This window comes from Roseateles sp. P5_D6 (genome assembly GCF_054049415.1).
Genome location: NZ_JBFUMK010000016.1, coordinates 42,082 through 64,085, shown reverse-complemented (window position 1 = coordinate 64,085; position 22,004 = coordinate 42,082). Strand labels below are relative to the sequence as shown.

21 protein-coding genes are annotated in these 22,004 nt (G+C 66.2%); 4 read left to right on the top strand and 17 right to left on the bottom strand.

Going from position 1 to position 22,004, the window contains the following annotated elements; genetic code table 11:
* Nucleotide 1: 1 nt before the first annotated feature.
* The 12 genes from ACXJKM_RS20685 to recA all read right to left on the bottom strand — a co-directional run bounded on the left by ACXJKM_RS20685 (nucleotide 2) and on the right by recA (nucleotide 11,759).
* Nucleotides 2-1,885: a hypothetical protein gene (locus tag ACXJKM_RS20685; RefSeq protein ID WP_457354852.1), complete on the bottom strand. Its 1,884-nt coding sequence runs from the start codon at nucleotides 1,883-1,885 to the stop codon at nucleotides 2-4.
* 244 nt (nucleotides 1,886-2,129) lie between these two features.
* Complete coding sequence (locus ACXJKM_RS20680) at nucleotides 2,130-2,573, bottom strand: pilin (RefSeq protein WP_457354850.1); 444 nt, start codon at nucleotides 2,571-2,573, stop codon at nucleotides 2,130-2,132.
* A gap of 241 nt (nucleotides 2,574-2,814) precedes the next feature.
* Entirely contained in the window at nucleotides 2,815-3,600 is a 786-nt protein-coding gene (locus ACXJKM_RS20675) for an MBL fold metallo-hydrolase (protein WP_056191456.1), read from the bottom strand.
* 165 nt (nucleotides 3,601-3,765) lie between these two features.
* Entirely contained in the window at nucleotides 3,766-4,416 is a 651-nt protein-coding gene (locus ACXJKM_RS20670) for an FHA domain-containing protein (RefSeq protein WP_457354848.1), read from the bottom strand.
* Between the two features lie 52 nt (nucleotides 4,417-4,468).
* Nucleotides 4,469-5,266 (bottom strand): Stp1/IreP family PP2C-type Ser/Thr phosphatase, encoded by a 798-nt coding sequence (locus ACXJKM_RS20665; RefSeq protein ID WP_056191460.1) that lies wholly within the window; start codon nucleotides 5,264-5,266, stop codon nucleotides 4,469-4,471.
* Entirely contained in the window at nucleotides 5,263-6,402 is a 1,140-nt protein-coding gene (locus ACXJKM_RS20660; protein WP_457354846.1) for a serine/threonine-protein kinase, read from the bottom strand. Before ACXJKM_RS20660 ends, ACXJKM_RS20665 begins: the two co-directional genes overlap by 4 nt.
* 10 nt (nucleotides 6,403-6,412) lie before the next feature.
* Nucleotides 6,413-7,108, bottom strand: coding sequence for a TerC family protein (locus ACXJKM_RS20655; RefSeq protein WP_056191462.1), 696 nt, complete (start codon nucleotides 7,106-7,108; stop codon nucleotides 6,413-6,415).
* A 129-nt stretch (nucleotides 7,109-7,237) separates the two neighbouring features.
* Nucleotides 7,238-8,131: a succinate--CoA ligase subunit alpha gene (gene sucD, locus ACXJKM_RS20650; protein WP_457354844.1), complete on the bottom strand. Its 894-nt coding sequence runs from the start codon at nucleotides 8,129-8,131 to the stop codon at nucleotides 7,238-7,240.
* A 21-nt stretch (nucleotides 8,132-8,152) separates the two neighbouring features.
* A complete protein-coding gene (gene sucC, locus ACXJKM_RS20645) occupies nucleotides 8,153-9,313 on the bottom strand; it encodes an ADP-forming succinate--CoA ligase subunit beta (protein ID WP_457354842.1) in 1,161 nt (386 codons plus the stop codon).
* Nucleotides 9,314-9,338: 25 nt separating this feature from the next.
* Entirely contained in the window at nucleotides 9,339-9,992 is a 654-nt protein-coding gene (locus ACXJKM_RS20640; protein ID WP_457321236.1) for a DUF2889 domain-containing protein, read from the bottom strand.
* Nucleotides 9,993-10,169: 177 nt separating this feature from the next.
* Entirely contained in the window at nucleotides 10,170-10,700 is a 531-nt protein-coding gene (locus ACXJKM_RS20635; protein WP_457354840.1) for a regulatory protein RecX, read from the bottom strand.
* A 21-nt stretch (nucleotides 10,701-10,721) separates the two neighbouring features.
* Nucleotides 10,722-11,759, bottom strand: coding sequence for a recombinase RecA (gene recA, locus ACXJKM_RS20630; protein WP_056191472.1), 1,038 nt, complete (start codon nucleotides 11,757-11,759; stop codon nucleotides 10,722-10,724).
* A gap of 176 nt (nucleotides 11,760-11,935) precedes the next feature.
* On the opposite strand from recA, the gene ACXJKM_RS20625 reads away from it, so the two are divergent.
* Together ACXJKM_RS20625 and ACXJKM_RS20620 are read left to right on the top strand one after the other, a co-directional pair.
* Nucleotides 11,936-12,607, top strand: a complete 672-nt coding sequence (locus ACXJKM_RS20625; protein WP_056191475.1) for a response regulator — start codon at nucleotides 11,936-11,938, stop codon at nucleotides 12,605-12,607.
* Between the two features lie 99 nt (nucleotides 12,608-12,706).
* Nucleotides 12,707-14,146 (top strand): sensor histidine kinase, encoded by a 1,440-nt coding sequence (locus tag ACXJKM_RS20620; protein WP_457354908.1) that lies wholly within the window; start codon nucleotides 12,707-12,709, stop codon nucleotides 14,144-14,146.
* On the opposite strand, the gene rodA is transcribed toward ACXJKM_RS20620, so the two are convergent.
* The 5 genes from rodA to ACXJKM_RS20595 all read right to left on the bottom strand — a co-directional run bounded on the left by rodA (nucleotide 14,124) and on the right by ACXJKM_RS20595 (nucleotide 20,006).
* Entirely contained in the window at nucleotides 14,124-15,278 is a 1,155-nt protein-coding gene (gene rodA, locus ACXJKM_RS20615; RefSeq protein ID WP_056191477.1) for a rod shape-determining protein RodA, read from the bottom strand. The two genes, ACXJKM_RS20620 and rodA, sit on opposite strands and share 23 nt — an antisense overlap.
* A complete protein-coding gene (gene mrdA, locus ACXJKM_RS20610; protein WP_457354838.1) occupies nucleotides 15,275-17,299 on the bottom strand; it encodes a penicillin-binding protein 2 in 2,025 nt (674 codons plus the stop codon). The genes rodA and mrdA overlap by 4 nt, the downstream gene beginning before the upstream one ends.
* 3 nt (nucleotides 17,300-17,302) lie before the next feature.
* Nucleotides 17,303-17,824, bottom strand: coding sequence for a rod shape-determining protein MreD (mreD, locus tag ACXJKM_RS20605; protein WP_457354836.1), 522 nt, complete (start codon nucleotides 17,822-17,824; stop codon nucleotides 17,303-17,305).
* Nucleotides 17,821-18,813 (bottom strand): rod shape-determining protein MreC, encoded by a 993-nt coding sequence (mreC, locus tag ACXJKM_RS20600; RefSeq protein ID WP_457321242.1) that lies wholly within the window; start codon nucleotides 18,811-18,813, stop codon nucleotides 17,821-17,823. The genes mreD and mreC overlap by 4 nt, the downstream gene beginning before the upstream one ends.
* Nucleotides 18,814-18,962: 149 nt before the next feature.
* Entirely contained in the window at nucleotides 18,963-20,006 is a 1,044-nt protein-coding gene (locus ACXJKM_RS20595) for a rod shape-determining protein (protein ID WP_457354834.1), read from the bottom strand.
* A 212-nt stretch (nucleotides 20,007-20,218) separates the two neighbouring features.
* Here ACXJKM_RS20595 and gatC point away from each other — a divergent pair, with 212 nt between their 5' ends.
* Both gatC and gatA read left to right on the top strand, forming a co-directional pair.
* Nucleotides 20,219-20,518 (top strand): Asp-tRNA(Asn)/Glu-tRNA(Gln) amidotransferase subunit GatC, encoded by a 300-nt coding sequence (gatC, locus tag ACXJKM_RS20590; protein WP_457354832.1) that lies wholly within the window; start codon nucleotides 20,219-20,221, stop codon nucleotides 20,516-20,518.
* On the top strand, nucleotides 20,515-22,002 hold the full coding sequence (gene gatA / locus ACXJKM_RS20585; protein WP_457354830.1) for an Asp-tRNA(Asn)/Glu-tRNA(Gln) amidotransferase subunit GatA: 1,488 nt from the start codon (nucleotides 20,515-20,517) through the stop codon (nucleotides 22,000-22,002). The genes gatC and gatA overlap by 4 nt, the downstream gene beginning before the upstream one ends.
* The last annotated feature ends 2 nt before the right edge of the window (nucleotides 22,003-22,004 follow it).

Here is a 22,004-nt window from a genome sequence, read left to right as displayed (position 1 = left end):
GTCAGGCTTGGTGAGCAGTCAGCTGAGAGCAGGTGTAGAGCACGTAGGTTTGCGGCAGGTCCCGTTGAGCTGGCGGTTGCCAAGTGGCAAGAGGCTGCGGCTTGAGTCGATTCATGAGGACAAGAAAATCGGGTGCGTCTGGTTGAAGGCACAGGGTCACCAGTCGTTGTTCCGTGGGCATGTCGCAGTAAGAGAGAGCGACACGATCCCTGCCTAGCACGGCACCAGTCCTGCATTTCTTGCGATCCTCGTCGATCAAACGATATGCCTCCCGGCGAGGTCCGTATATCAACGCGGTATCTCGGTTGAATAGCACGCCCGCCCCTTGCTGCTGGGAGTAATGGCTGGATCGCTCAAGCAGTCCCCACACCGGAACCAGTTGGTTTGGCCAGTAGACGGTTGCTTGTATGGGGATGTGCGCGTTGAAGGGATGGACGGACGTCGGAGGTGATTCAACGGCCCTCACGAGGTCGGGCCTTTGATCCCAGCTCATCAACGATGCGAGTACCAGCAAAGCGCTGGCGCTTGCCGCGAGCAGTGCTCCTGACTGCCGCCTGCTTGCCACGAACAGCAAGGCTGCAAAGCACGGCGCGACCACCGTTGGGAAGGCCGCAAACTTGATGAATCGATCGCCCCAGCCGGCATCGGGAAACTGCCAAGCCTGTTGTTGCAGCAAGTCGTCCAGTTGGTAGACGGACAGGCCTATGGTGCAAAGCAGGATGGTTGAGCATGACAGAACAATCGTGGTGCGCGAGACGTGGCGCAAGCGCCATGCCGCCGCCGAGGTTAGCGCCCAAAGCAGCAGCGTTGCGCCACCGTGAGAGGTTCCGATATGCGAGTTGAGCAATGCAAGTGCGAGGGCGCAGGAACTTGCTTTCCAAAGCCCCCCAAGTTGCCAAAGTCTGGCAATCAACCACGGCGCCAGCGCCATGGCCATCAGGTGGGCAATCCAATGTGCACGCCAGACCTGCAACTGTGTAAGAAGCACCGAATGCCAGGCATCCACCCCGAACGCTGCGAGGCTCAGCAATCCCACAGTCGTGATGACGACTGCAAAAAGCAGTCGTGTCCAGGCATCGGAAGGGCGAAGCCGGGCTGAAGAGACGAGGACGCCGAGATCCAGCACAACGGTAAAACCATCGGCGAGCGTCCAGTTGCCGAGAGCCACCTCACTGTTGCCTGTGTCTACCAACGACCACCAGTACGGGTCATAAGCCTTCAGCAATCCATTCCACGGAGAGACGCCTGCCACGCTCAGTATGGGGACGATGGGAATCGCACAGAGAAGCCACAACCAGCGGCGGTCGGCCGCGGCGAGATAGCACCAGCTCAACGCCAGGATGGGCAATGTCATCAGTGGATGAAACACCACTGCCAACATTTGCAATGCCAAGGCAGCGCCTTTTTGATTCGCCAGCAATGCCACCAAACTCCAGAGCAGCAAGGGTTCGGCAAAGCTGCGCGCGGTGACAAATGGCTCGCCGTAGCTGAATACCCAGCCGCCGCCATAGATGGGCGACATCACTGAAAACGCGAGCAGGCCCCAGAGGCGACAGGCCTTGGTGGCGTCAAATCGCTTCAACAGCATCCATACTGCGCCAGCCATGAGCAGCCAGCTGGTGAGCAGCACGCTGATGTGGGAGGCCGCCTGCCCCAGGTGCACATAGAGCGGCGCCATCACATGGGCGTAGATGGAGTATTGGTCCTGCGAGCCAGCAGCGAAAAAGACGTCGTGGCCAAGCTGAGGTGCGCGGGAGTGCAAAAGCGCCTGCCCAAAATACAAGACGCCGTCGTGCCACAGGCCTTGATACGGATGCGCCAGAAGCGTCCAGGCGAAAATGGAAAACACCGCAGACAGCAAATACAGACGACTCTGCGTGAGCATTACCAGTTCTTAAGGCAAGGATAGGTGCGAATGCATCCTGGTTGCGAGAGCAGGCTGGGCGACGCACGAGATGCGCGCTGCTGGTTTGTGCTCAAGGGCCAGATACGCTTAATAGTCTCTTGTGGCGCACTCATTCGAAAAGTCGAATGGAAGTGGCGGGCCAACTGTTCAAAAGCGCATCGCGAATCCGGCGTAAAAGCGAAAACAGGGGCCGCAGCCCCTGTCAATATCAGCGGTTCGGAAATCAGCTGTTGTTCTTAATCAGGGCTGCGGTCACGGCGGCGGGCATGTTCGTGGACGTAATCGCCCAGGAAATGTTCGCCTCGTTCACCGTCGGCGTGAGCACGATGGTGCCTGCCGAACTGTTGCCCATCGCGCTGGCGGGAACGTTGGCTTTGATGACGCCATCCGCGACTTCGACGGAGGAAACCAGCGCAGTGGCCATGGTCGGAGGAACGCCGTTTGCGCCAAGATCGCAGGTGGTCAGAACGCCACCGGCTTCCTGTGCGCAAAGGGCCACGCCAGTCTTGTAGCTGTCCAGGCTGGTCAAGGCAGACGCTGCTTTGGACTTGGACGTGTAGTCCTTGTACTGCGGAATCGCCACAGCAGCCAGGATGCCGATGATGGCCACGACGATCATCAGTTCGATCAGGGTGAAGCCTTGTTGGGCGCGTGCTTTCAGGTTCATGTCAGTACTCCAGCGAGTGTGAGTGGTGGGAGGAGGGCACACCCCCTGAATGCAGGGGCCGTGCCAGCTTTTTCAGGCCCTCAAACTGTGCGAAAGCGCACGGCTGAGGTGGTTGAGTCGCCAGATCTGACAAAAAACGTCACTTCGAGCTGACGCGTTCTGTCATTGCAGCGTGGCGGGCCGAGAAACGTCAGGCGAAAAAATGGCGCCGCAGGGCGCCAGACTCGATCGCAAGGCGGGCTCAAAGTTCCATTTCCTGGCCGGCCTGCAGCGCGCTGATCCGATGGGGACTGTTCAAGGCCTGCACGCCTTGCATGACGGCTTCGACCTCGCCGGGCTTGATGTGGGTGATGCGCACGTCGACGCTGCCGGCCAGATGGGTCAATTCGCGGCCCAGCTCCGCCGGATGAAGATGCTGGCTGACGTGGGCCACCTCGGCCTCGTCGTCGCTGAAGGCCGTCTCGATGACGAGATGGGACAGGCGCAGGTCGGCCAGGCGCCGCCACAGGGCCGGGTTGGGGCCGGTATCGCCGGTGAAAACCCAGTGCGCGTGGCCGCTCGCGGTGCCGGCATCGACGGCGAAACCGACGGCCGGCACGGTGTGGGCTGCCGGCAGCACTTCGATGAGGCGGCCGCCCAGGTCGACGCGGTCGCCGATCTGGAAGGGGTGCAGGCTCAGCACCGGCGCCTCGCGGCTGGGCAGGACGGTGAAATCCGGCCAGATCACGCCATTGAAGATGTGCTGGCGCAGGGCGGCCAACGTCTCGGGCAGGCCGTGGACCTGGATGGGCGGGCGGCCCGCCGCGGCGCGCAGGCGCAGCACCGCATCAGCCAGCAACGGGATGCCGAGCACATGATCCAGATGGGAGTGGCTGAGCAGGATGTGGTCGACGGCGGCCAGCGCATCCAGCGGCAGGTCACCCACGCCGGTGCCGGCGTCGATGAGGACATCGTCGTCCAGCAGGAAGGCAGTGGTCTTGTAGCCGGCGGCAATGGCGCCGGAGCAGCCCAGGACGCGGATGTTCATGCGGTGCGTGGCTCGGAATGGGTGGCTCGCATCAGGCGAGGCCGAGCCAAGAATGTACGCACCCGCCCCGCGGGTCGGACGGTCGGATTACCGAGTTGGGGGTGTCGCTATCGTGAGGAAGTCACAGCAGCCGCGAAGGCCGCGGCCGGCCTGGACTTCGGGCGATCAACCCTGGATGAACTGCATCTGCGTGCCGGCCAGCTCGATCAGGTCGCCGGTGCGGAGTGCAATCGATTCGCCCGTCAGCGGGATGCCGTTGACGCTGGGGCGCTGGTTACCTTCGACGTGGGCGAAGACATAACCGGTGGGGCGCTTGGTGATGGAGGCGACCTGCACGCCGGGCTTGCCCAGCGTGGTGACGACCTTGGTCAGCGCGACCTCGCGGCCGGCGGCGGCGCCGGTCAGCACCTTGATGGAGGCCGGGCCGATGGCGGCGGCACCCAGTGAGCCGAAGGAGGAGCCCAGGCCCAGGTTCGGCGGTGCGCCGGAACCGGGCTTGAGGATCATGGTTTTCTCGTAGTCGCCGCCGTCGTTCAGCAGGAACTTGATCTTGTACTTGCCGATTTCGACCGTGTCGTTGTCGGCCAGCAGCTGCTTCTTGATCGCCTTGCCGTTGATGTACGTGCCGTTGGTGGAATTGAGGTCTTCAATGAAGACGTCGGCGCCGACCATCTGCAGCACGGCGTGTTCGCCGCTGACCGCGAGATTGTCGATGACGATGTCGTTGTAGGGACGTCGACCGAGGGTGGTCTTGTCCTTGGTGATCTGCACCTCCTTGATCACGACGCCGTCGAGCGAAACCACCAGTTTGCCCATTTATGACCTCAAGTTCTGTTGTACGTGCCCTGACTTTGCATGGGGTAGCAAGTCAGTTGCCGCCGCGTCGACCGAAGGGCCACCAGCCCCGTCCTTCGGTACGTTGGCGTCCTTCTGCGCGGGCCAGGATGAGCGCGATGTTATCGCGACCGCCGCTGTCATTGGCTGCGTTGATCAGTGCGCGTGCAGCTTCGGGCAAGGCCGGATTGCCGTTGAGCAGGTTGGCGAGGCTGTCATCGTCGAGCATGTCGGACAGGCCGTCGGAGCACAACAGGTAGGTGTCGCCCGGCTGGACCTCGTGCAGATGGAGCTCCATCAGCACCGTGTCCTCGACGCCGACAGCGCGCGTGACGAGGTTCTTGTTGCTGGAAAACGCGGCTTCTTCGACGGTCAGCAGACCGGCGTCGATCTGCTCCTGCAGCAGCGAGTGGTCGCGCGTGATCTGCGTCAGGCGGCCGGCGCGCAGCCGGTAGGCGCGCGAGTCGCCGACATGGCCGAGCAGCAGGCCTTCGGGGCGGAAGACGCCCAGCACCAGCGTCGTGCCCATGCCGGCATAGCGCGGGTTGGTGTTGGCGGCGTTGAAGATGGCGCGGTTGGCGTTGTCCACGCAGATGTCCATGGCGCGCTTGACCTCGCCGGCCCGGGCCTCGCGGCCGGCGTCCTTGAGCCAGCGGCCCAGCTCGGAACTGACGAAGCTGGTCAGCATCTGGCTGGCCACYTCGCCGGCGTTGTAGCCGCCCATGCCGTCGGCCAGCACGGTCAGGCCTGCGGCCTCGTCCAGGGCGACCGAATCCTCATTGTTGTCGCGCGCACGTCCCACGTCGGTGGCGCTGAAGAACTCCAGGGTCATGAGGCTTGCGGTGGCTCGTGGGGCTCGGCAGAGGAGCAAGGATTCTGCCCTGCTTCCTCAGGCGCCAAGCGCAGTGTTTGTGCGAAGGCCGCATCCTGGGGGGAAGCCACTGCAGCCGTTTCGGGCGCAGCGGGTTCGGCCTGCAGGCCGAGCACGAGCACGGCTTCGAGATCACGAGCCATCTGCTCGCCGTCGGCGTAGCGCAGCTCGGGGCGCTTCTCCAGCGCCAGGGCCAGCACCAGGGCGAGGGCCTCGGGCAGGCTGGGGCGATGGATGCGGACGTCCGGCGCTGGCTCGGTCGCAATTTGTTGCATCAGCCGCGCCATGGACTCGCTCTGATGGGGCAGTGCGCCACTGAGCAGTTGGTAGAGCAGCACGCCCAGGGAATAGAGGTCGCTGCGGCCGTCCACCGTCAGGCCGGCAAGTTGCTCCGGAGACATGAAGGACGGCGTGCCCAGCACGAGGCCGGTGCGGGTGCGGCTGCCGTCGCCAACGCGGGCAATGCCGAAGTCCATCAGCTTCAGGCTGCCATTGATGCGGTCCAGCATGACATTGGCGGGCTTGATGTCGCGGTGCACCACGCCTTGGCTGTGGGCATAGGCCAGGGCCCGCGCCAGCCGCGCGCCGATCTGCACGACTTCCCGGGCGGGCAGCAGCTGGCCGGCCTTGGTGAAGCTGCTCAGGTCACGGCCGAGCACGTATTCGAGGGCGATCCAGGCGTCAGCGCCGTCCTGGCCGGCGTCGACGACCTGCAGGATGTCTGGATGTTCCAGCTGGCCGGCGGCACGCGCCTCGCGCATGAAGCGCTCGCGCACGTCCGCCAGGTCTTCGGCCGAGAACTCGCGGCTCAGCGCGAGGCGTTTGATGGCGACCTGGCGGCCCGTTGAGCGTTGCGTGGCCTTGTAGACCACGGCCATCGCGCCGCGGCCGATCTCGGCACCGAGTTCGAAATCGCGCAGGTCGGGGGGCGGCTGTGCGGCCCTGACCTGCGGCGTGGACGCGCCGGGGCCTTGAGTCTGCTGCACGGTCGGCAGGGCCGACGGATCGCCGTACGGTGAGCCAGCAGGATCGGGCACCCGACCGATGAGGCGCTGCCAAAAGCTGCCTGCCTTGCCGGATTTGCCGCCGCTTGCCATGCGGTCGATCTTAGGCGGCCTCGCGCTTGCTGCGGCGGGCCAGCGCCATGCCAACGACGACGACCAGGACCGCGCAGCTGATGCTGACGGCGTAGTCCAGGCCATGCATATGCGCCTCGAACCACTCGTGCACGGCCGCATCGGTCGTCGCCATCTCGCCGGCGACGAAGCCCAGCAGGGCGGCCCCCAGCGTGATGATGACCGGGAAGCGCTCCATCAGCTTCAACAGCAGCGTGCTGCCGAAGATGATGAGTGGGATGGACAGGCCCAGGCCGATGATGAGCAGCATCAGGCGGGCGCCCTCGGGCGCGCTGTTGGCGGCGGCCGCGACGGCGATGACGTTGTCCAGGCTCATGACGAGGTCGGCGATCAGGATGGTGCGCACGGCCGTCCACAGATTGCCGCTGGCGTGCACGTCGGCGTCGTCTTCGCTGTCGGCCAGCAGCTGGATGCCGATCCACAGCAGCAGCACGGCGCCGATCAGCTTCAGCCAGGGCAGCTGCAGCAACTGCACGGCGAACAGCGTCAGCACGACACGCAGCAGGATGGCAGCGCCGCTGCCGAAGACGATGGCCTTCTTCTGCTGGCTGTGCGGCAGATTGCGCGAGGCCAGCGCAATGACGACGGCGTTGTCGCCGGACAGCAGGATATTGACCCAGATGATCTTCAGCAGCGCGATGAAGAAGGCGGCGTTCAGCAGGTCCATGGCAGGCTCGGTGTTGGTCGCCCGAGTGTCGGTCCGCCCGGGCGGGCTGCGTCTGCGTGCAACTACGCAGGCAGCAAAGGAAAAGGGCCGTTCAGTGAACGGCCCTCGAATTGCTCACGGAGAGCAGGCTCAGAGCAGGGCCTTGAGCAGCTTGGCCATCTCGGATGGGTTGCGCGTGACCGTGAAGCCACACTCTTCCATGATGGCGAGCTTGGCATCGGCCGTGTCGGCGCCGCCGGAGATCAGCGCGCCGGCGTGGCCCATGCGCTTGCCGGGGGGCGCCGTGACGCCGGCGATGAAGCCGACGATCGGCTTCTTCATGTTGGCCTTGCACCAGCGCGCGGCTTCCGCCTCGTCCGGGCCGCCGATCTCGCCGATCATGATGACGGCGTCGGTGTCCGGGTCATCGTTGAAGGCCTTCATCACGTCGATGTGCTTCAGGCCGTTGATCGGGTCGCCGCCGATGCCGACGGCCGACGACTGGCCCAGGCCGATCTCGGTCAGCTGCGCCACGGCTTCATAGGTCAGCGTGCCGGAGCGCGACACGACGCCGATGCGGCCCTTGCGGTGGATGTGGCCCGGCATGATGCCGATCTTGATTTCTTCCGGCGTGATCAGGCCGGGGCAGTTGGGGCCCAGCAGCAGCGTGCGCTTGCCGCCAGCGGCTTCCTTGGCCTTCATCTTGTTGCGCACTTCCAGCATGTCCCGGACCGGGATGCCTTCGGTGATGCAGATCGCCAGGTCCAGGTCGGCTTCGACGGCTTCCCAGATCGCGGCGGCGGCACCGGCGGGCGGCACGTAGATCACCGACACGGTCGCGCCGGTCTGCGAGGCGGCTTCCTTGACGGTCGCGTAGATGGGGATCTCGCTGAACTTCTCGCCAGCCTTCTTCGGATTCACGCCCGCGACGAAGGCGTTCTTGCCGTTGGCATAGGCCTGGCAGCCCAGGGTATGGAACTGGCCGGTYTTGCCGGTGATGCCCTGGGTGATGACYTTGGTGTYTTTGTTGATGTAGATGGACATGTCTGATTCCTCTGGGCGGGCTTAGGCGACTGCGGCGACGATTTTGGTSGCCGCTTCGGCCATSGTGTCKGCSGCGATGATGGGMAGGCCRGAWTCGGCCAGCATCTTCTTGCCCAGKTCTTCGTTGGTGCCCTTCATGCGCACGACCAGYGGMACSGAMAGGTTCACGGCCTTGCAGGCGGTGATSACGCCTTCGGCGATGGTGTCGCACTTCATGATGCCGCCGAAGATGTTGACCAGGATGCCCTTCACGCTCTTGTTCTTGAGCATGATCTTGAAGGCCTCGGTGACCTTCTCGGCCGTGGCGCCGCCGCCGACGTCCAGGAAGTTGGCCGGCTCGCCGCCGAACAGCTTGATGGTGTCCATSGTSGCCATGGCCAGGCCKGCGCCGTTSACSAGGCAGCCGATGTTGCCGTCCAGGCTGATGTARGCCAGGTCGAACTTGCTGGCTTCRACTTCRGCSGGRTCTTCTTCGTCCAGRTCGCGRTAGGCSACGATYTCRGGGTGGCGGAACAGCGCGTTGGCRTCGAAATTGAACTTCGCGTCCAGGGCGATCAGGTTGCCCTTGGAGTCGCAGTTCAGCGGGTTGATTTCAACCAGCGACGCATCCGTGTCCATGTAGCACTTGTAGAGCTTGGCGAAGATGTCGACGGCCTGGTCGATGGAGGCGCCGGTCAGGCCGATGGCCGCAGCGATCTTGCGCGACTGCGCTTCGGTCAGGCCCGTCAGCGGGTCGATCATCTCGGTGATGATCTTCTCGGGCGTGGAGTGGGCCACTTCCTCGATGTCCATGCCGCCTTCGCTCGACGCGATGAAGGCGACCTTCTGCGTGCCGCGGTCGGTGACCAGCGAGACGTAGAGCTCCTTCTTGATGTCAGCGCCATCTTCGATGTACAGGCGACGGACCTTCTGGCCTTCAGGGCCGGTCTGGTGCGTGATCAGCTGCATGCCGAGGATCTTCTCGGCCAGCGCCTTGACATCGTCCTGTGTCTTGGCGACCTTGACGCCGCCACCCTTGCCGCGGCCGCCGGCGTGGATCTGGGCCTTGACCACCCAGACCGGGCCACCCAGCTTCTGGGCGGCCTCGACGGCTTCCTGCACGGTGAAGGCCGGGATGCCGCGCGGCACCGGCACGCCGAACTGGCGCAGGATCTCTTTGCCCTGGTATTCGTGGATTTTCATGGCTGGGTCTCTCGGGTCGGGGAAGTCAGGATTCGGAAGTGGCCGGCTGGGCAGCGGTTTGTTGATGCCAGCGGGGATAGAACTTGGCGACGGTCACGCTGTCGCGGCGCAGGGCGTGGCAGCGGTCGAGCTGGAAGGGCGGGTTGCCGGCGGCATCGCCTTCGCGAGACGGCGACGGGCCGCCCCTAGGCGTCTCAGCCCCCTCGGGGGGCAGCGCCGAAGGCGCGTGGGGGCTCTCACGTGTATCGATGACGGAGCCAGCCATGGCCTGGATGACGGCCGTCGGCAGGATCTGGCACAGCTCGGTGACGTGGGTGCAGCCGCGCGTGCCGCCGAGGCGTTCACCGACGGCCTGCCGGAAGCCCTTCATCAGGTTCAGGCCGATGAGGCGGGCATAGGCATTGCCATGGTGGTCGCAGGCGCCGGGATACGGCATCCACAGCGTCTCGGAACGGGCTGCGGTGATGGTGAGCGTCGCGTCCACGGTCAGATGCAGGTGCATCTCGTGGATAGGCTGGCCGGCCTTGCGCGGCACGCCCGCCAGTGGCACGTCATGCGTCTTGGTGTCTGTCAGGCTGGCTTCGACGTCGAACAAGCCGTCATCACGCGCGAACACCTGCACATCGAGGGCGCGGCGATGCAGCGGGCGGCGCGGGACGGACGGGTGGGCGACAGGCATGAAACGGGGGAATGGCGAATCACCCCGGCCGATGCCGGGACGGGGTCGGCCCGGTTTTTGCACCGCTCTGCCAGAGGGGCAAAGGGGCTTGTAACCGGGTGAACCCTCGTTTTTGGGGCAGGCGGCAATGTAGCACGGAGGGTGAAAACTCCCCCTGCGCGCTCGGTCAAGCGGCCCTTAGGCCCTCAGCAAGCGGCGCACCACTTCGGGGGCAAAACCGCGTGCCAGCAGGAAACGGGTCTGGCGCGCCTGCTCGGCCGCCTCGCGCGAAGGCTCCTCGCCGAAGCGCTTGCGCCAGACCTCGCGGGCACGCTCCATCTCGGTTTCGCGCAGGGCTGCCTGCTGTTCGGCACCCAGCTTGAGCCCGTGCTGGGCCAGTTCCTGCTGGATGCGCTGGGCGCCAAAGCGGTTGGCGCGCAGATGCAGGCGGGACTCGACGAAACGGGTTTCGTCCAGGTAACCGGTGGCCGCGAGGGCGTCGAGCAAGGCATCGACCGCGACCGCAACGTCCTCAGCGCCATCTTCCTCTTCGACAGCCGCCGACGGTTCGCCCTCGCCGGCGGCCCGCGCCGCGGCCAGGCGCGCACGCTGCCGCCGTTGCTGCTCGATCCGCAACAGCTTGCGCCGCAACTCGGCACGGCTGTGCTCGCGCTGGGCCAGCAGGCCAATGGCGCGGGCTTTCAACGACAGCGGCGCCCGGGTCGCCATGGGGGAGGCCCGCCCAGAGGCTTACTCCTCGGCCGCCGTGGTCAGCGGAGCGACCCCCAGGGATTCACGGATCTTGTTCTCGATCTCGCGGGCCACGTCGACGTTCTCGCGCAGGAACTCGCGAGCGTTGTCCTTGCCCTGGCCGATCTTCTCGCCCTGGTAGGCGTACCAGGAGCCGGACTTCTCGACGACCTTGGCGACCACGCCCATGTCGACGATCTCGCCCTCGCGGCTGATGCCCTCGCCATAGAGGATGTCGAACTCGGCAGTCTTGAACGGGGGGCTGACCTTGTTCTTGACGACCTTGACCTTGGTCTCGGAGCCGATGACTTCCTCGCCCTTCTTGATCGAGCCGATGCGGCGGATGTCCAGGCGCACGGAGGCGTAGAACTTCAGCGCATTGCCGCCGGTGGTCGTCTCGGGCGAGCCGAACATGACGCCGATCTTCATGCGGATCTGGTTGATGAAGATGACCATGCAGTTGGTCTTCTTGATCGTGGCGGTCAGCTTGCGCAGGGCCTGGCTCATCAGGCGGGCCTGCAGGCCGGGGAGGCTGTCGCCCATCTCGCCTTCGAGTTCGGCCTTGGGCGTCAGCGCCGCGACCGAGTCGATGACGATCAGGTCCACCGAGCCGGAGCGCACCAGCGCATCGACGATCTCGAGGGCCTGTTCGCCGGTGTCGGGCTGGCTGATCAGCAGTTCCTGCAGGTTGACGCCGAGCTTCTGGGCGTACTGGATATCCAGCGCGTGCTCGGCGTCGATGAAGGCGCAAGTGCCGGCGAGCTTTTGCATCTCGGCGATGACCTGCAGGGTCAGCGTCGTCTTGCCGGAGGACTCGGGGCCGTAGATCTCGACGACGCGGCCGCGTGGCAGGCCGCCGACGCCCAGTGCGATGTCCAGGCCCAGGGAGCCGGTGGAGACGACCTGGATGTCTTCGATGACCTCGCCTTCACCGAGCCGCATGATGGAGCCCTTGCCGAACTGCTTTTCGATCTGGGCGAGGGCGGCCTGCAGGGCCTTGGCTTTTTCGGTGTTCAGGGCTTTGACGGGGGCGTCCATGCGAATCTCCGTGGGGAATGGGCTGAATTATGGGGCAAGCTGTGGGTTTGTACAGTGGTTTGTCCCCCGATCCACGGCAGCTAGCGGATCAGGATTGAGGAGCATCCTAGGTGTGGGGTGGCTCATGGCATGAGCCAGCGTGCCACCGCCTAACATCGGCGGCGGAGACAAAACCTATGCGCATCCTGATTGCCGAAGACGACCAAGTGCTGGCCGATGGCTTGCTGCGGGCCTTGCGGGCCTCTGGCTACGCTGTCGACAGGGTCAGTTCTGGCACCGAGGCCGATTCGGCGTTGGCGACGCATGAGTTCGACCTCGTCATCCTCGACCTTGGTCTGCCGCGCCTGCATGGGCTGGAGGTGCTGCGCAAGCTGCGCGCACGCGGTTCCACCATGCCGGTGCTGATCCTGACGGCGGCGGACAGCGTCGAGCAGCGCGTCAAGGGGCTGGACCTGGGCGCCGATGACTACATGGCCAAGCCCTTCTCATTGCAGGAGCTTGAGGCGCGCGTGCGCGCGCTGACCCGCCGTGGCCTGGGCACCGCCAGCAGCCTCATCAAGCACGGGCCGCTGACCTTTGATGCCACTGGCCGCGTGGCCTACATCAACGAGCAGATGCTGGAGCTGTCAGCCCGCGAGCTGTCGCTGCTGGAGGTGCTGCTGCAGCGCGCCGGGCGGCTGGTCAGCAAGGACCAGCTCGTCGAGCGCCTGTGCGAATGGGGCGAAGAAGTCTCGAACAACGCCATCGAGGTCTATATCCATCGGCTGCGCAAGAAGATCGAGCAGGGGCCGATTCGCATCGCGACGGTGCGCGGCCTCGGCTACTGCTTAGAGAAGATCAACTCCTAAATGCCCAACAAGGACGGCGCCAGCCCCGAACAGGGCACGCTGGTTCGGGCGGGCGCCCCTGCTGCGCAGGGTTCGCTGTTCGGCGAGATCCTCGACTGGATGCTCGCGCCGCTGCTGCTGATCTGGCCGATCAGCGTCGCACTGACCTGGCTGGTGGCGCAGGGCATTGCCAGCCGGCCCTATGACCGCGAGCTGGGCGAGATGGCGCGCAGCCTCGGGCTGCAGGTGGCGGCCGAGGCGGCGCCTGTCAAGGGCAAGGACCGTTATGCGCTGGCGCCCGAGGCCGCGGCGTTGTTGCGGGCGGACGCGTCGGACACGGTCTTCTACCAGGTGCTGGGCCTGCGTGGCGAACTGCTCAGTGGCGATGCGACGTTGGCGGTGCCGACCGAGGATGCCCCCGTCGTGCCCTGGGAGCTGCATTTCCGCGACGACGAGGTCGGCACCGACGCCGTGCGCGTGGCCTATCTCTGGGTGGCGCCCGAGGGGCAGGCCGGGTCGGCCAAGACCATGCTGGTGCAGGTCGCCGAGACGCTGGGCAAGCGCGCCCGGCTGACCAACGAGATCATCAAGGGCGTCATCCTGCCGCAGTTCGTCATCCTGCCGCTGGCGGTGCTGCTGGTCTGGCTGGCGCTGGCGCGTGGCATCTCGCCGCTGAATGAATTGCAGCGGCGCATCCGCTCGCGCGAGAGTTCAGACCTGTCGCCCATTGACGAGCAGCGCGTGCCCGATGAGGTCGCGCCGCTGGTGCAGGCCATCAACGACCTGCTCGCGCGGCTGGACTCATCGATGAGCCGGCAGAAGCACTTCCTGGCCGACGCTGCCCATCAGCTCAAGACGCCGCTGGCTGGCCTGCGTACCCAGGCCGAGTTCATGCAGCGCGAGATCGATGCTGGCCGCTCCAACCCTGATGAATTGAAACGTTCGCTGGCCCAGATTGCCCGCGCCAGCGAGCGAGCGGCCCACATGGTCAACCAGCTGCTGTCCATGGCCCGCGCTGAAGACGCCGAACAGGCCATGCGGCGTGAACCCGTCAGCCTGGCCGAGATCGCCATCGACACGGTGCGCGATTTCGTGCCGCGCGCGCTGGAGCGCCGCATTGACCTGGGCTACGACGGCGTGGTGCCGGATGAAAGCCGGCTGCGTGTGCATGGCCAGCCAGTGTTGATCGGGGAGCTGATCCGCAACCTCGTCGACAACGCGCTGCTCTACACGCCGGCCGGCGGCCTGGTGACGGTGCGCGTGGTGGAGGACCCCTTTGGCCAAGTTGTCGTGCTGCAGGTCGAGGACACCGGGCCGGGCATCGCGCCCGCCGAGCGCGACAAGGTGTTCCAGCCCTTCTACCGCTCGCTCGGCAGCGGTGTGGAAGGCTCGGGCCTGGGGCTGGCCATCGTGCAGGAGATCGTGCAGCACCACGAGGCCGAGCTGACCCTGGATGACGCGCGCGTGCGGCGCGCCGTGGGGGGCGAGACGCCCGACGGCCAGGGGCCGGGGGCACGGTTCACGATCAGGTTTCCGGCTACGTCTTCACCAGCTTCTTGACGCGGGCGATCGACAGCAGCAGCCCCAGCGACAACCCCAGCGTCACCATCGCCGTACCGCCATAGCTGACGAAGGGCAGGGGCACGCCCACGACCGGCAGGATGCCGCTGACCATGCCCATGTTGACGAAGACATAGGTGAAGAAGGACAGCGTCACCGCGCCGGCCATCAGGCGGGTGAACAGGGTCGGCGCGTCGGAGGCGATCATCAGCCCGCGCAGGATCAGCGCGGTGAAGCCGGCCAGCAGGGCCAGCGCCCCCATCAGTCCAAACTCCTCGCCAAAGGCCGCGAAGATGAAGTCGGTGGTGCGCTCGGGGATGAACTCCAGGTGGGTCTGCGTGCCCTGCATGAAGCCCTTGCCGGTCATGCCGCCGGAGCCGATGGCGATCTCGCCCTGGATGATGTGAAAGCCCTTGCCCAGCGGGTCCTTGGACGGGTCCAGCAGCGTGCAGATGCGGTGTTTCTGGTACTCCTTGAGCACCGGCCATTTCAGGTCGGGCTGGCAGATGGCGTCCTCGCTGAGCACCAGGGCCGTCGCGCCGGCGGCGCCCAGCACCAGGGCCGGCACGATGAGCTTCCACGGCAGGCCGGCGAAGAAGATCACGTAAAGGCCGGCCGCCAGCACCAGGATGCCGGTGCCCAGGTCGGGCTGCTTGGCGATCAGCAAAAAGGGCACGAGCAGCAACGCGAAGGCGGCGATGAAGTCGGGCCAGCGCAGCAGGCCCTCGCGCTTCTGGAACCACCAGGCCAGCATCAGCGGCGTCGCCAGCTTGAGCAGCTCGGACGGCTGGATCTGCGTGACGCCGATGCTGAGCCAGCGCGTGGCCCCCTTCTTCGTGACACCAAAGAGAGCGGTCGCGATCAGCAGCATCACGCCGATCGTGTACAGCGGAATGGCCAGGGCCATCAGCTTTTGCGGCGGCACCTGGGCGACGATGAACATCAGCCCCAGTGCCAGCACCATGTTGCGGGCATGGTCGGCAAAGCGCGTGCCGTGGTCGTAGCCGGCCGAGTACATGCACAGCAGGCCCCAGCCGCACATCCACAGCACGGCGAGCAGCAGCGGGATGTCGAAGCCGCTGAGCCAGGGCTTGAGGCGTTGCCACAGGGGCGGGCGTTCGATGACGGTCATCGCGAGGCTCCCGAGGTGGGTGCGGGGGGCGCCGAAGCTGCGGAGGCCGAGACCGAGGGCGCTATCGGCTGCCAGCCTGACAGTGGCACGTCCGCCACCTTGCGCGGTGTGCCGGTGGGGGCGAAGGTCTGGCCCAGCTGCGTCTTGGCGATGTCTTCCTCGCTGGGGTACTGGCCCAGCAGTAGATAGTCGAATACGCGGCGCGCAATCGGCGCAGCGGAAGAAGATCCCCAGCCGGCGTTCTCGACGATGACGGCCAGGGCCACCGTCGGGTTGTCCACCGGCGCGAAGGCGACGTAGAGCGAATGGTCGCGCTTGCGCTCGTCTGCCTTGATGCTGCTGTACTTCTCGCCGGCCTTCAAGCCGACGGCCTGGGCGGTGCCGGTCTTGCCGCCGCTCTGGTAGCCCGCGCCCAGGAAGACCTGGCGCGACGTGCCCTCCAGCGTCACGCCGTTCATCGCGTTCTGAATGACGGCGACGTCGGCGGGCTTCAGCGGCAGCGCGGGCAGCGCATCGCTGGCGATGCGGCGCTGCTCGTGCTTCACCACGTCCTCGATCTCGCGCACCAGGCGCGGCTTGTAGCGCTGGCCGCCGGAAGCGATGGTCGAGTAGGCCGTGGCCATCTGCAGCATGGTGAAGCTGTTGTAGCCCTGGCCGATGCCCAGCGAGATGGTCTCGCCGGGGAACCACTTCTGATTCGCCGGGCTCCTGGCGAAGTAGCGGCGCTTCCAGTCCTGAGAGGGCAGGACGCCGGTGACCTCGCCCTGCACGTCGATCTCGGTCTTGCGGCCCAGGCCGAAGGGCTCCAGCTGGTCGTGGATCAGGTCCACGCCCATCTCGTTGGCCAGGCTGTAGAAATAGACGTTGGACGAGCTGACGATGGCCAGGCGCATGTCCTTGGGGCCGGCGCGATCGGTCTCGGGGCTGCCGAAGGTGCGGCCGCCGAAGCTGTAGGTCAGGTTGTCGATGATGACCGTGCTGGGCGAGCGCTTGCCACTGTTCAGCGCCGCCATGGCCATCAGCGGCTTGAACGTCGAACCCGGCGGGTAGGTGCCGCGCAGGGCCCGGTTCAGCAGTGGCTTGTCGATGTCCTCGTTGAGGTCGCGCCAGGAGTCGGCGTCGATGCCGTCGACGAAGAGGTTGGGGTCGAAGGTCGGCTTGGAGACGAAGGCCAGTACCTCGCCGTTGCGCGGATCGATGGCGACCAGCGCGCCGCGGCGCTCGCCGAAGAGCCGCTCCACCAGCGCCTGCAGCTTGATGTCGATGGACAGGTTCAGCGTGTTGCCGGGCGTCGGCGGCTTGTGGGCCAGGCGCCGCACGGCGCGGCCGCCTGCGCTCGTCTCCACCTGCTCGAAACCGGTCGCGCCGTGCAGCTCCTTCTCATAGGCCTGTTCCAGGCCCAGCTTGCCGATGTACTCGGTGCCGCGGTAGTTGGCGAGGTCTTCTTCTTCCCAATCGTCCATGGCCTTCTTCTCGGCCTGGTTGATGCGGCCGATATAGCCGATCAGGTGGGCGCCAACCTCGCCCAGGGGATAGGAGCGGAACAGCCGCGCCTTGATCTCCACGCCGGGGAAGCGAAAGCGCTGGGCCGTGAAGCGGGCGACCTCTTCATCCGTCAGCTTGGTGCGGATGGGCAGGGAGTCGGTGTGCTTGGTTTCTTCCAGCAGGCGCTTGAAGCGGCGCTTGTCGCGGGCCTGAACCTCGATGACCTGACCCAGGGCCTCGATGGTGGCGTCCAGATCGACGACCTTCTCGGGGTTGATTTCCAGCGTGTAGGCCGAGTAGTTGCTTGCGAGCACGACGCCGTTGCGGTCCTTGATCAGGCCGCGGTTGGGCACGATGGGCACGACGGCGATGCGGTTGGACTCGGCGCGTTCGGCGAAGCTGTCGTACTGCACCACCTGCAACCACAGCAGGCGCGCGACCAGCAGGCCGAAGCAGAACAGCACGAAGGCGCCCGCGGCCAGCACGCGCAGCCGAAAGCGCGACAGCTCCTGGTGGAGGTTCTTGAGGACGACCACGGCTCAGAGTGGCCGGTGGGCGTCGCGGTCGGGCGCACGGCGCTGCGGTGCCAGCAGCAGGAAGCTCGCCACGGGCCACAGCGCCGCCTCGAAGACCGGCGCCAGCAGCACGCCCCAGCCCGGCCACATGCCACCGATGATCATCCGCACGATCAAGGCCAGCGCATGGGCGCCGAAGAACAGCGGCAGCACCTGCACGGCCTGGGCGCCCAGCGGGAACCAGGTCAGGCGGCGGTGCAGCGTGATGGCGCCGAAGCTCAGGCCGCTGTAGGCCAGCGCATGCTGCCYGAGCAGGGCGCCGTCGTGCACGTCCATGGCCAGGCCGAAGATGAAGGCCCACAACACGCCGACGCGCCGGGGCTGGTGCACGCCCCAGAACACGAGCACGACGGCCAGCACGTCAGGCGAGGCCGCCAGCCGGCCGGCCGGCACCATGTCGATCATCAGCGCGACGATCAGCGTGAAGCCGATGAACCAGGGGTTGGCCGGCAGCAGCAGCTGGTCGGCGGCGCGCGGCATGATCATTGGGAGGCTCCCGAAGCCTTGGCGGCGGCTCTTTCAGCACGCTCGGCCTTCTTGGCGGCGCGCACGGCGGCCTTGGTGGCCGCGGCGGAGGCGGCTTCATCGGCGGCGGCCGCTTCCGCTTCCTTCTTGGCAGGCAGATGACGGTCCTGCGGCAGCAAGATGAGGACGTGGCGGGCGCTGTCGGGCTGGGCAATGGGTGCCAGCAGCACCTGGGCGAAGCTGGAATCGCCGCGCCGCTCGACGACGCTGACCTTGGCGACCGGCAGGCCCGGCGGGTAGACGCCGTCCAGGCCGGAGGTCGTCATCAGGTCGCCGACCTTGATGTCGGCGTTCGCCGCCAGGAAGCGCAATTCCATGCCCGATCCGTCAGCGCGGCCGGCGGCGGCATTGCGCATCTGCGTGCGGGCGTTCAACAGCGGGATGGCTGCCTCCTTGTCGGTCAGCAGCGTGACCTCGGCCGACAGCGGGTAGACGCGCGTTACCTGCCCCAGCACGCCGGCCTCATTGATGACCGGCGAACCAGCCACCACGCCCAGCGTGGCACCCCGGTCGATGACAACACGGCGCGAAAAGGGGTCGGGTGCTTCGAACAGCACCTCGGCAGGCATCGAGGGCGCAATCAGCGAGGGCTTGAGGCCCAGCAGCTTGCGCAGATGGTCGTTCTCGGCCTCCAGCGCCTGGGCGCGCGACAGGCGCTCGGCCTGGGCGCTGAGCTGCCGCCTGGCCTGGTCCTCGGCCTCCATGGCGCGCTTGGTGCCGCGCAGGTAGTCGCCAGCCGTCTCCCAGGCGTCCACCGGCGTCAGCAGCAGGCGCTGCACCGGGTGCAGCACCAGCGCATAGGCGCCGCGCACCGGCTGCATGAGCTTGAAACGCGCGTCCGCCACCATCAGCAGCAGCGCGAGCGCCGAACACAGCGCGAGCTTGGTCAGCGCCGACGGACCCTGGCGGAAGAACGGCGGTGGGGTGCGGTCTAGTGTGCCGAGGGGCATGGCGCCGCGAGGTCAGGCAGACAGTGGCGGTTGCGACGATAAACGCAACGACCGAGGCACAGAGGCACAGAGGAAATGCGGAGCCGGTCTGTTCTCCGTGCCTCTGTGCCTCTGTGGTTGCATTGCTTCAGCGTGGGAAGAAGGCCGGTTCACTCCGACGTGAAGATCGAGCCCAGGCGCTCCATGCGTTCGAGCGCCATGCCGCAACCGCGCACGACGCAGGTCAGCGGGTCTTCGGCCACCAGCACCGGCAGGCCGGTTTCCTCGCCCAGCAGGCGGTCCAGGTCGCGCAGCAGTGCGCCGCCGCCGGTCAGCATCATGCCGCGCTCGGCGATGTCGGCGCCCAGCTCGGGCGGCGTCTGTTCCAGCGCGTTCTTCACGGCGGAGACGATCTGGTTCAGCGGGTCGGTCAGGGCTTCCAGGATCTCGTTGGACGAGATCGTGAAGCTGCGCGGCACGCCCTCGGAGAGGTTGCGGCCCTTGACYTCCATCTCCTTGACYTCGGAGCCGGGGAAGGCGSWGCCGATGYTCTTCTTGATSGCCTCGGCSGTGGGCTCGCCGATCAGCATGCCGTARTTGCGGCGGATGTARTTGATGATGGCYTCGTCGAASYKGTCGCCGCCGACACGCACGCTGCCYTTGTAGACCATGCCGCCCAGCGARATSACRCCGACTTCGGTSGTGCCGCCGCCGATGTCGACSACCATSGAGCCCSWGGCCTCGGCCACCGGCAGCCCGGCGCCGATCGCGGCGGCCATGGGTTCCTCAATCAGGTAGACCTCGCTGGCGCCGGCGCCCAGGGCGCTCTCGCGGATCGCACGGCGCTCCACCTGGGTGGAACCGCAGGGCACGCAGATGATGATCCTCGGGCTCGGCTTGAAGGTCTTCGAGTCGTGGACCATCTTGATGAACTGCTTGAGCATCTGCTCGGTCACCGTGAAGTCGGCGATGACGCCGTCCTTCATCGGCCGGATGGCCTCRATGTTGCCGGGSACCTTGCCCAGCATGGCCTTGGCYTCGYGGCCRACGGCYTGGATGGTTTTYTTGCCGTTGGGGCCGCCTTCGTGGCGGATGGAAACGACCGAGGGCTCGTCGAGGACGATGCCCTTGCCACGCACGTAGATCAGGGTGTTGGCGGTGCCGAGGTCGATGGCGAGGTCGGTCGAGAAATAGCGGCGCAGGGAGGCGAACATGGGTGGGCGCGGAAGGAGCCTCGCCGGCGGGGCGCGGCTCTGAAAATGGGGGGTGCTTAAAGCAGCAAGGCCGCCCGGACCGCGACGAAATCTGTCGCTGAGAGGGCAGCCCCGAAGGCCATGAAGATGGACGGCGATAATAACCGAACCCCTTCGTTTTGAGCCCGCCAATACTGGGTTTCTGGCTCAATCCTTACTTCTGAAAACGACTCATGAGCCTCACTCCCGATGACGTGAGCCGCATCGCCAATTTGGCCCGGCTGGAACTGCAACCGGCTGAATCTGCGGCGCTGCTGGGCAACCTGAACGACTTCTTCAAGATCGTGGACCAGATGAGCGCCGTCGACACGGCCGGCGTCGAGCCGCTGTACACGCCGCTGTCGGCCATCCAGCAGGTGCAGTTGCGCCTGCGTGATGACGTCGTCACCGAGACCAACCAGCGCGAGCTGAACCAGCGCAGCGCCCCGGCCGTCGAGGACGGCCTCTTCCTCGTTCCCAAGGTCATCGAATGAAGCCCGTTCACGACATGGGCGTGGCCGAGCTGGCCGCCGCCCTGAAAAGCCGTGCCCTGTCCAGCCGCGAGGCGACGCAAAGCCTGCTGGAGCGCATTGCCGCCCACGCCAGCCTGGGCGCCTTCCTGCATGTGGACGCCGACGGCGCGCTGGCCCGTGCGGCTGCCGCTGACGCGGTGCTGGCGTCCGGCAATGCCGCTGCGCTGACCGGCGTGCCGATTGCGCACAAGGACATCTACGTCACGGCCGACATGCCGACGACGGCCGGCTCCAAGATCCTGGCCGGCTACCGCAGCCCGTTTGACGCGACCGTTGTCGCGCGGCTGAACGCGGCCGGCACGGTGAGCCTGGGCAAGCTGAACTGCGACGAGTTCGCCATGGGTTCGGCCAACGAGAACAGCGCCTACGGTCCGGCGCACAACCCCTGGGATGTCAGTCGCGTGCCCGGCGGCTCGTCCGGCGGCTCGGCCGTCGCCGTGGCAGCCCGCCTCGTGCCCGGCACGACCGGCACCGACACCGGCGGCTCCATCCGCCAGCCGGCCAGCTTCACGGGCATCACCGGCATCAAGCCGACGTATGGCGTGTGCAGCCGCTACGGCATGATCGCCTTCGCCTCCAGCCTGGACCAGGCCGGCCCCATGGCCCGCTCGGCCGAGGACTGCGCGCTGCTGCTGTCCAGCATGAGCGGCTTCGACGAGCGCGACGCGACCAGCGTGCAGCAACCGCCGCAGGACTTTCATGCGCAGATGCTGGCGGCCCGCGAGGGCGCTTCTGCCGGCAAACCGCTGAAGGGCCTGCGCATTGGCCTGCCTAAGGAGTTCTTCCCGGCGGGCCTGTCGGCGGACGTGAACGCCGCCGTGCGCGCGGGTCTGGCCGAGCTGGAAAAGCTGGGCGCCACGCTGGTGGACGTCAGCCTGCCGCGCACCGAACTGGCCATTCCCGTCTACTACATCATTGCGCCGGCCGAGGCGAGTTCCAACCTGAGCCGCTTTGATGGCGTCAAGTTCGGCCATCGTGCGGCCAAGTACGACGATCTTCTCGATATGTACAAGAAGACGCGCGCCGAGGGTTTCGGCCCAGAGGTCAAGCGCCGCATCATGATTGGCAGCTACGTGCTGTCACACGGCTACTACGACGCCTATTACCTGCAGGCTCAGAAGCTGCGCCGCATGATCGCTGACGACTTCCAGCAGTGCTTCGCCCAGTGCGACGTCATCGCCGGCCCGGTGGCGCCCACCGTCGCCTGGAAGCATGGCGAGGGCAAGGACAACCCGACCCAGGCCTACCTCGCCGACATCTTCACGCTGCCCGGCTCGCTTGCTGGCCTGCCCGGCATGAGCGTGCCGGTGGGCTTGGGCGACGGCGGCATGCCCGTCGGCCTGCAGTTGATCGGTAACTACTTCAAGGAAGGGCAATTGCTGCACGCCGCTCATGCCCTCCAGCAGGCCACCGACTGGCATCTGGCCGCGCCCGCAGGATTCTGAAT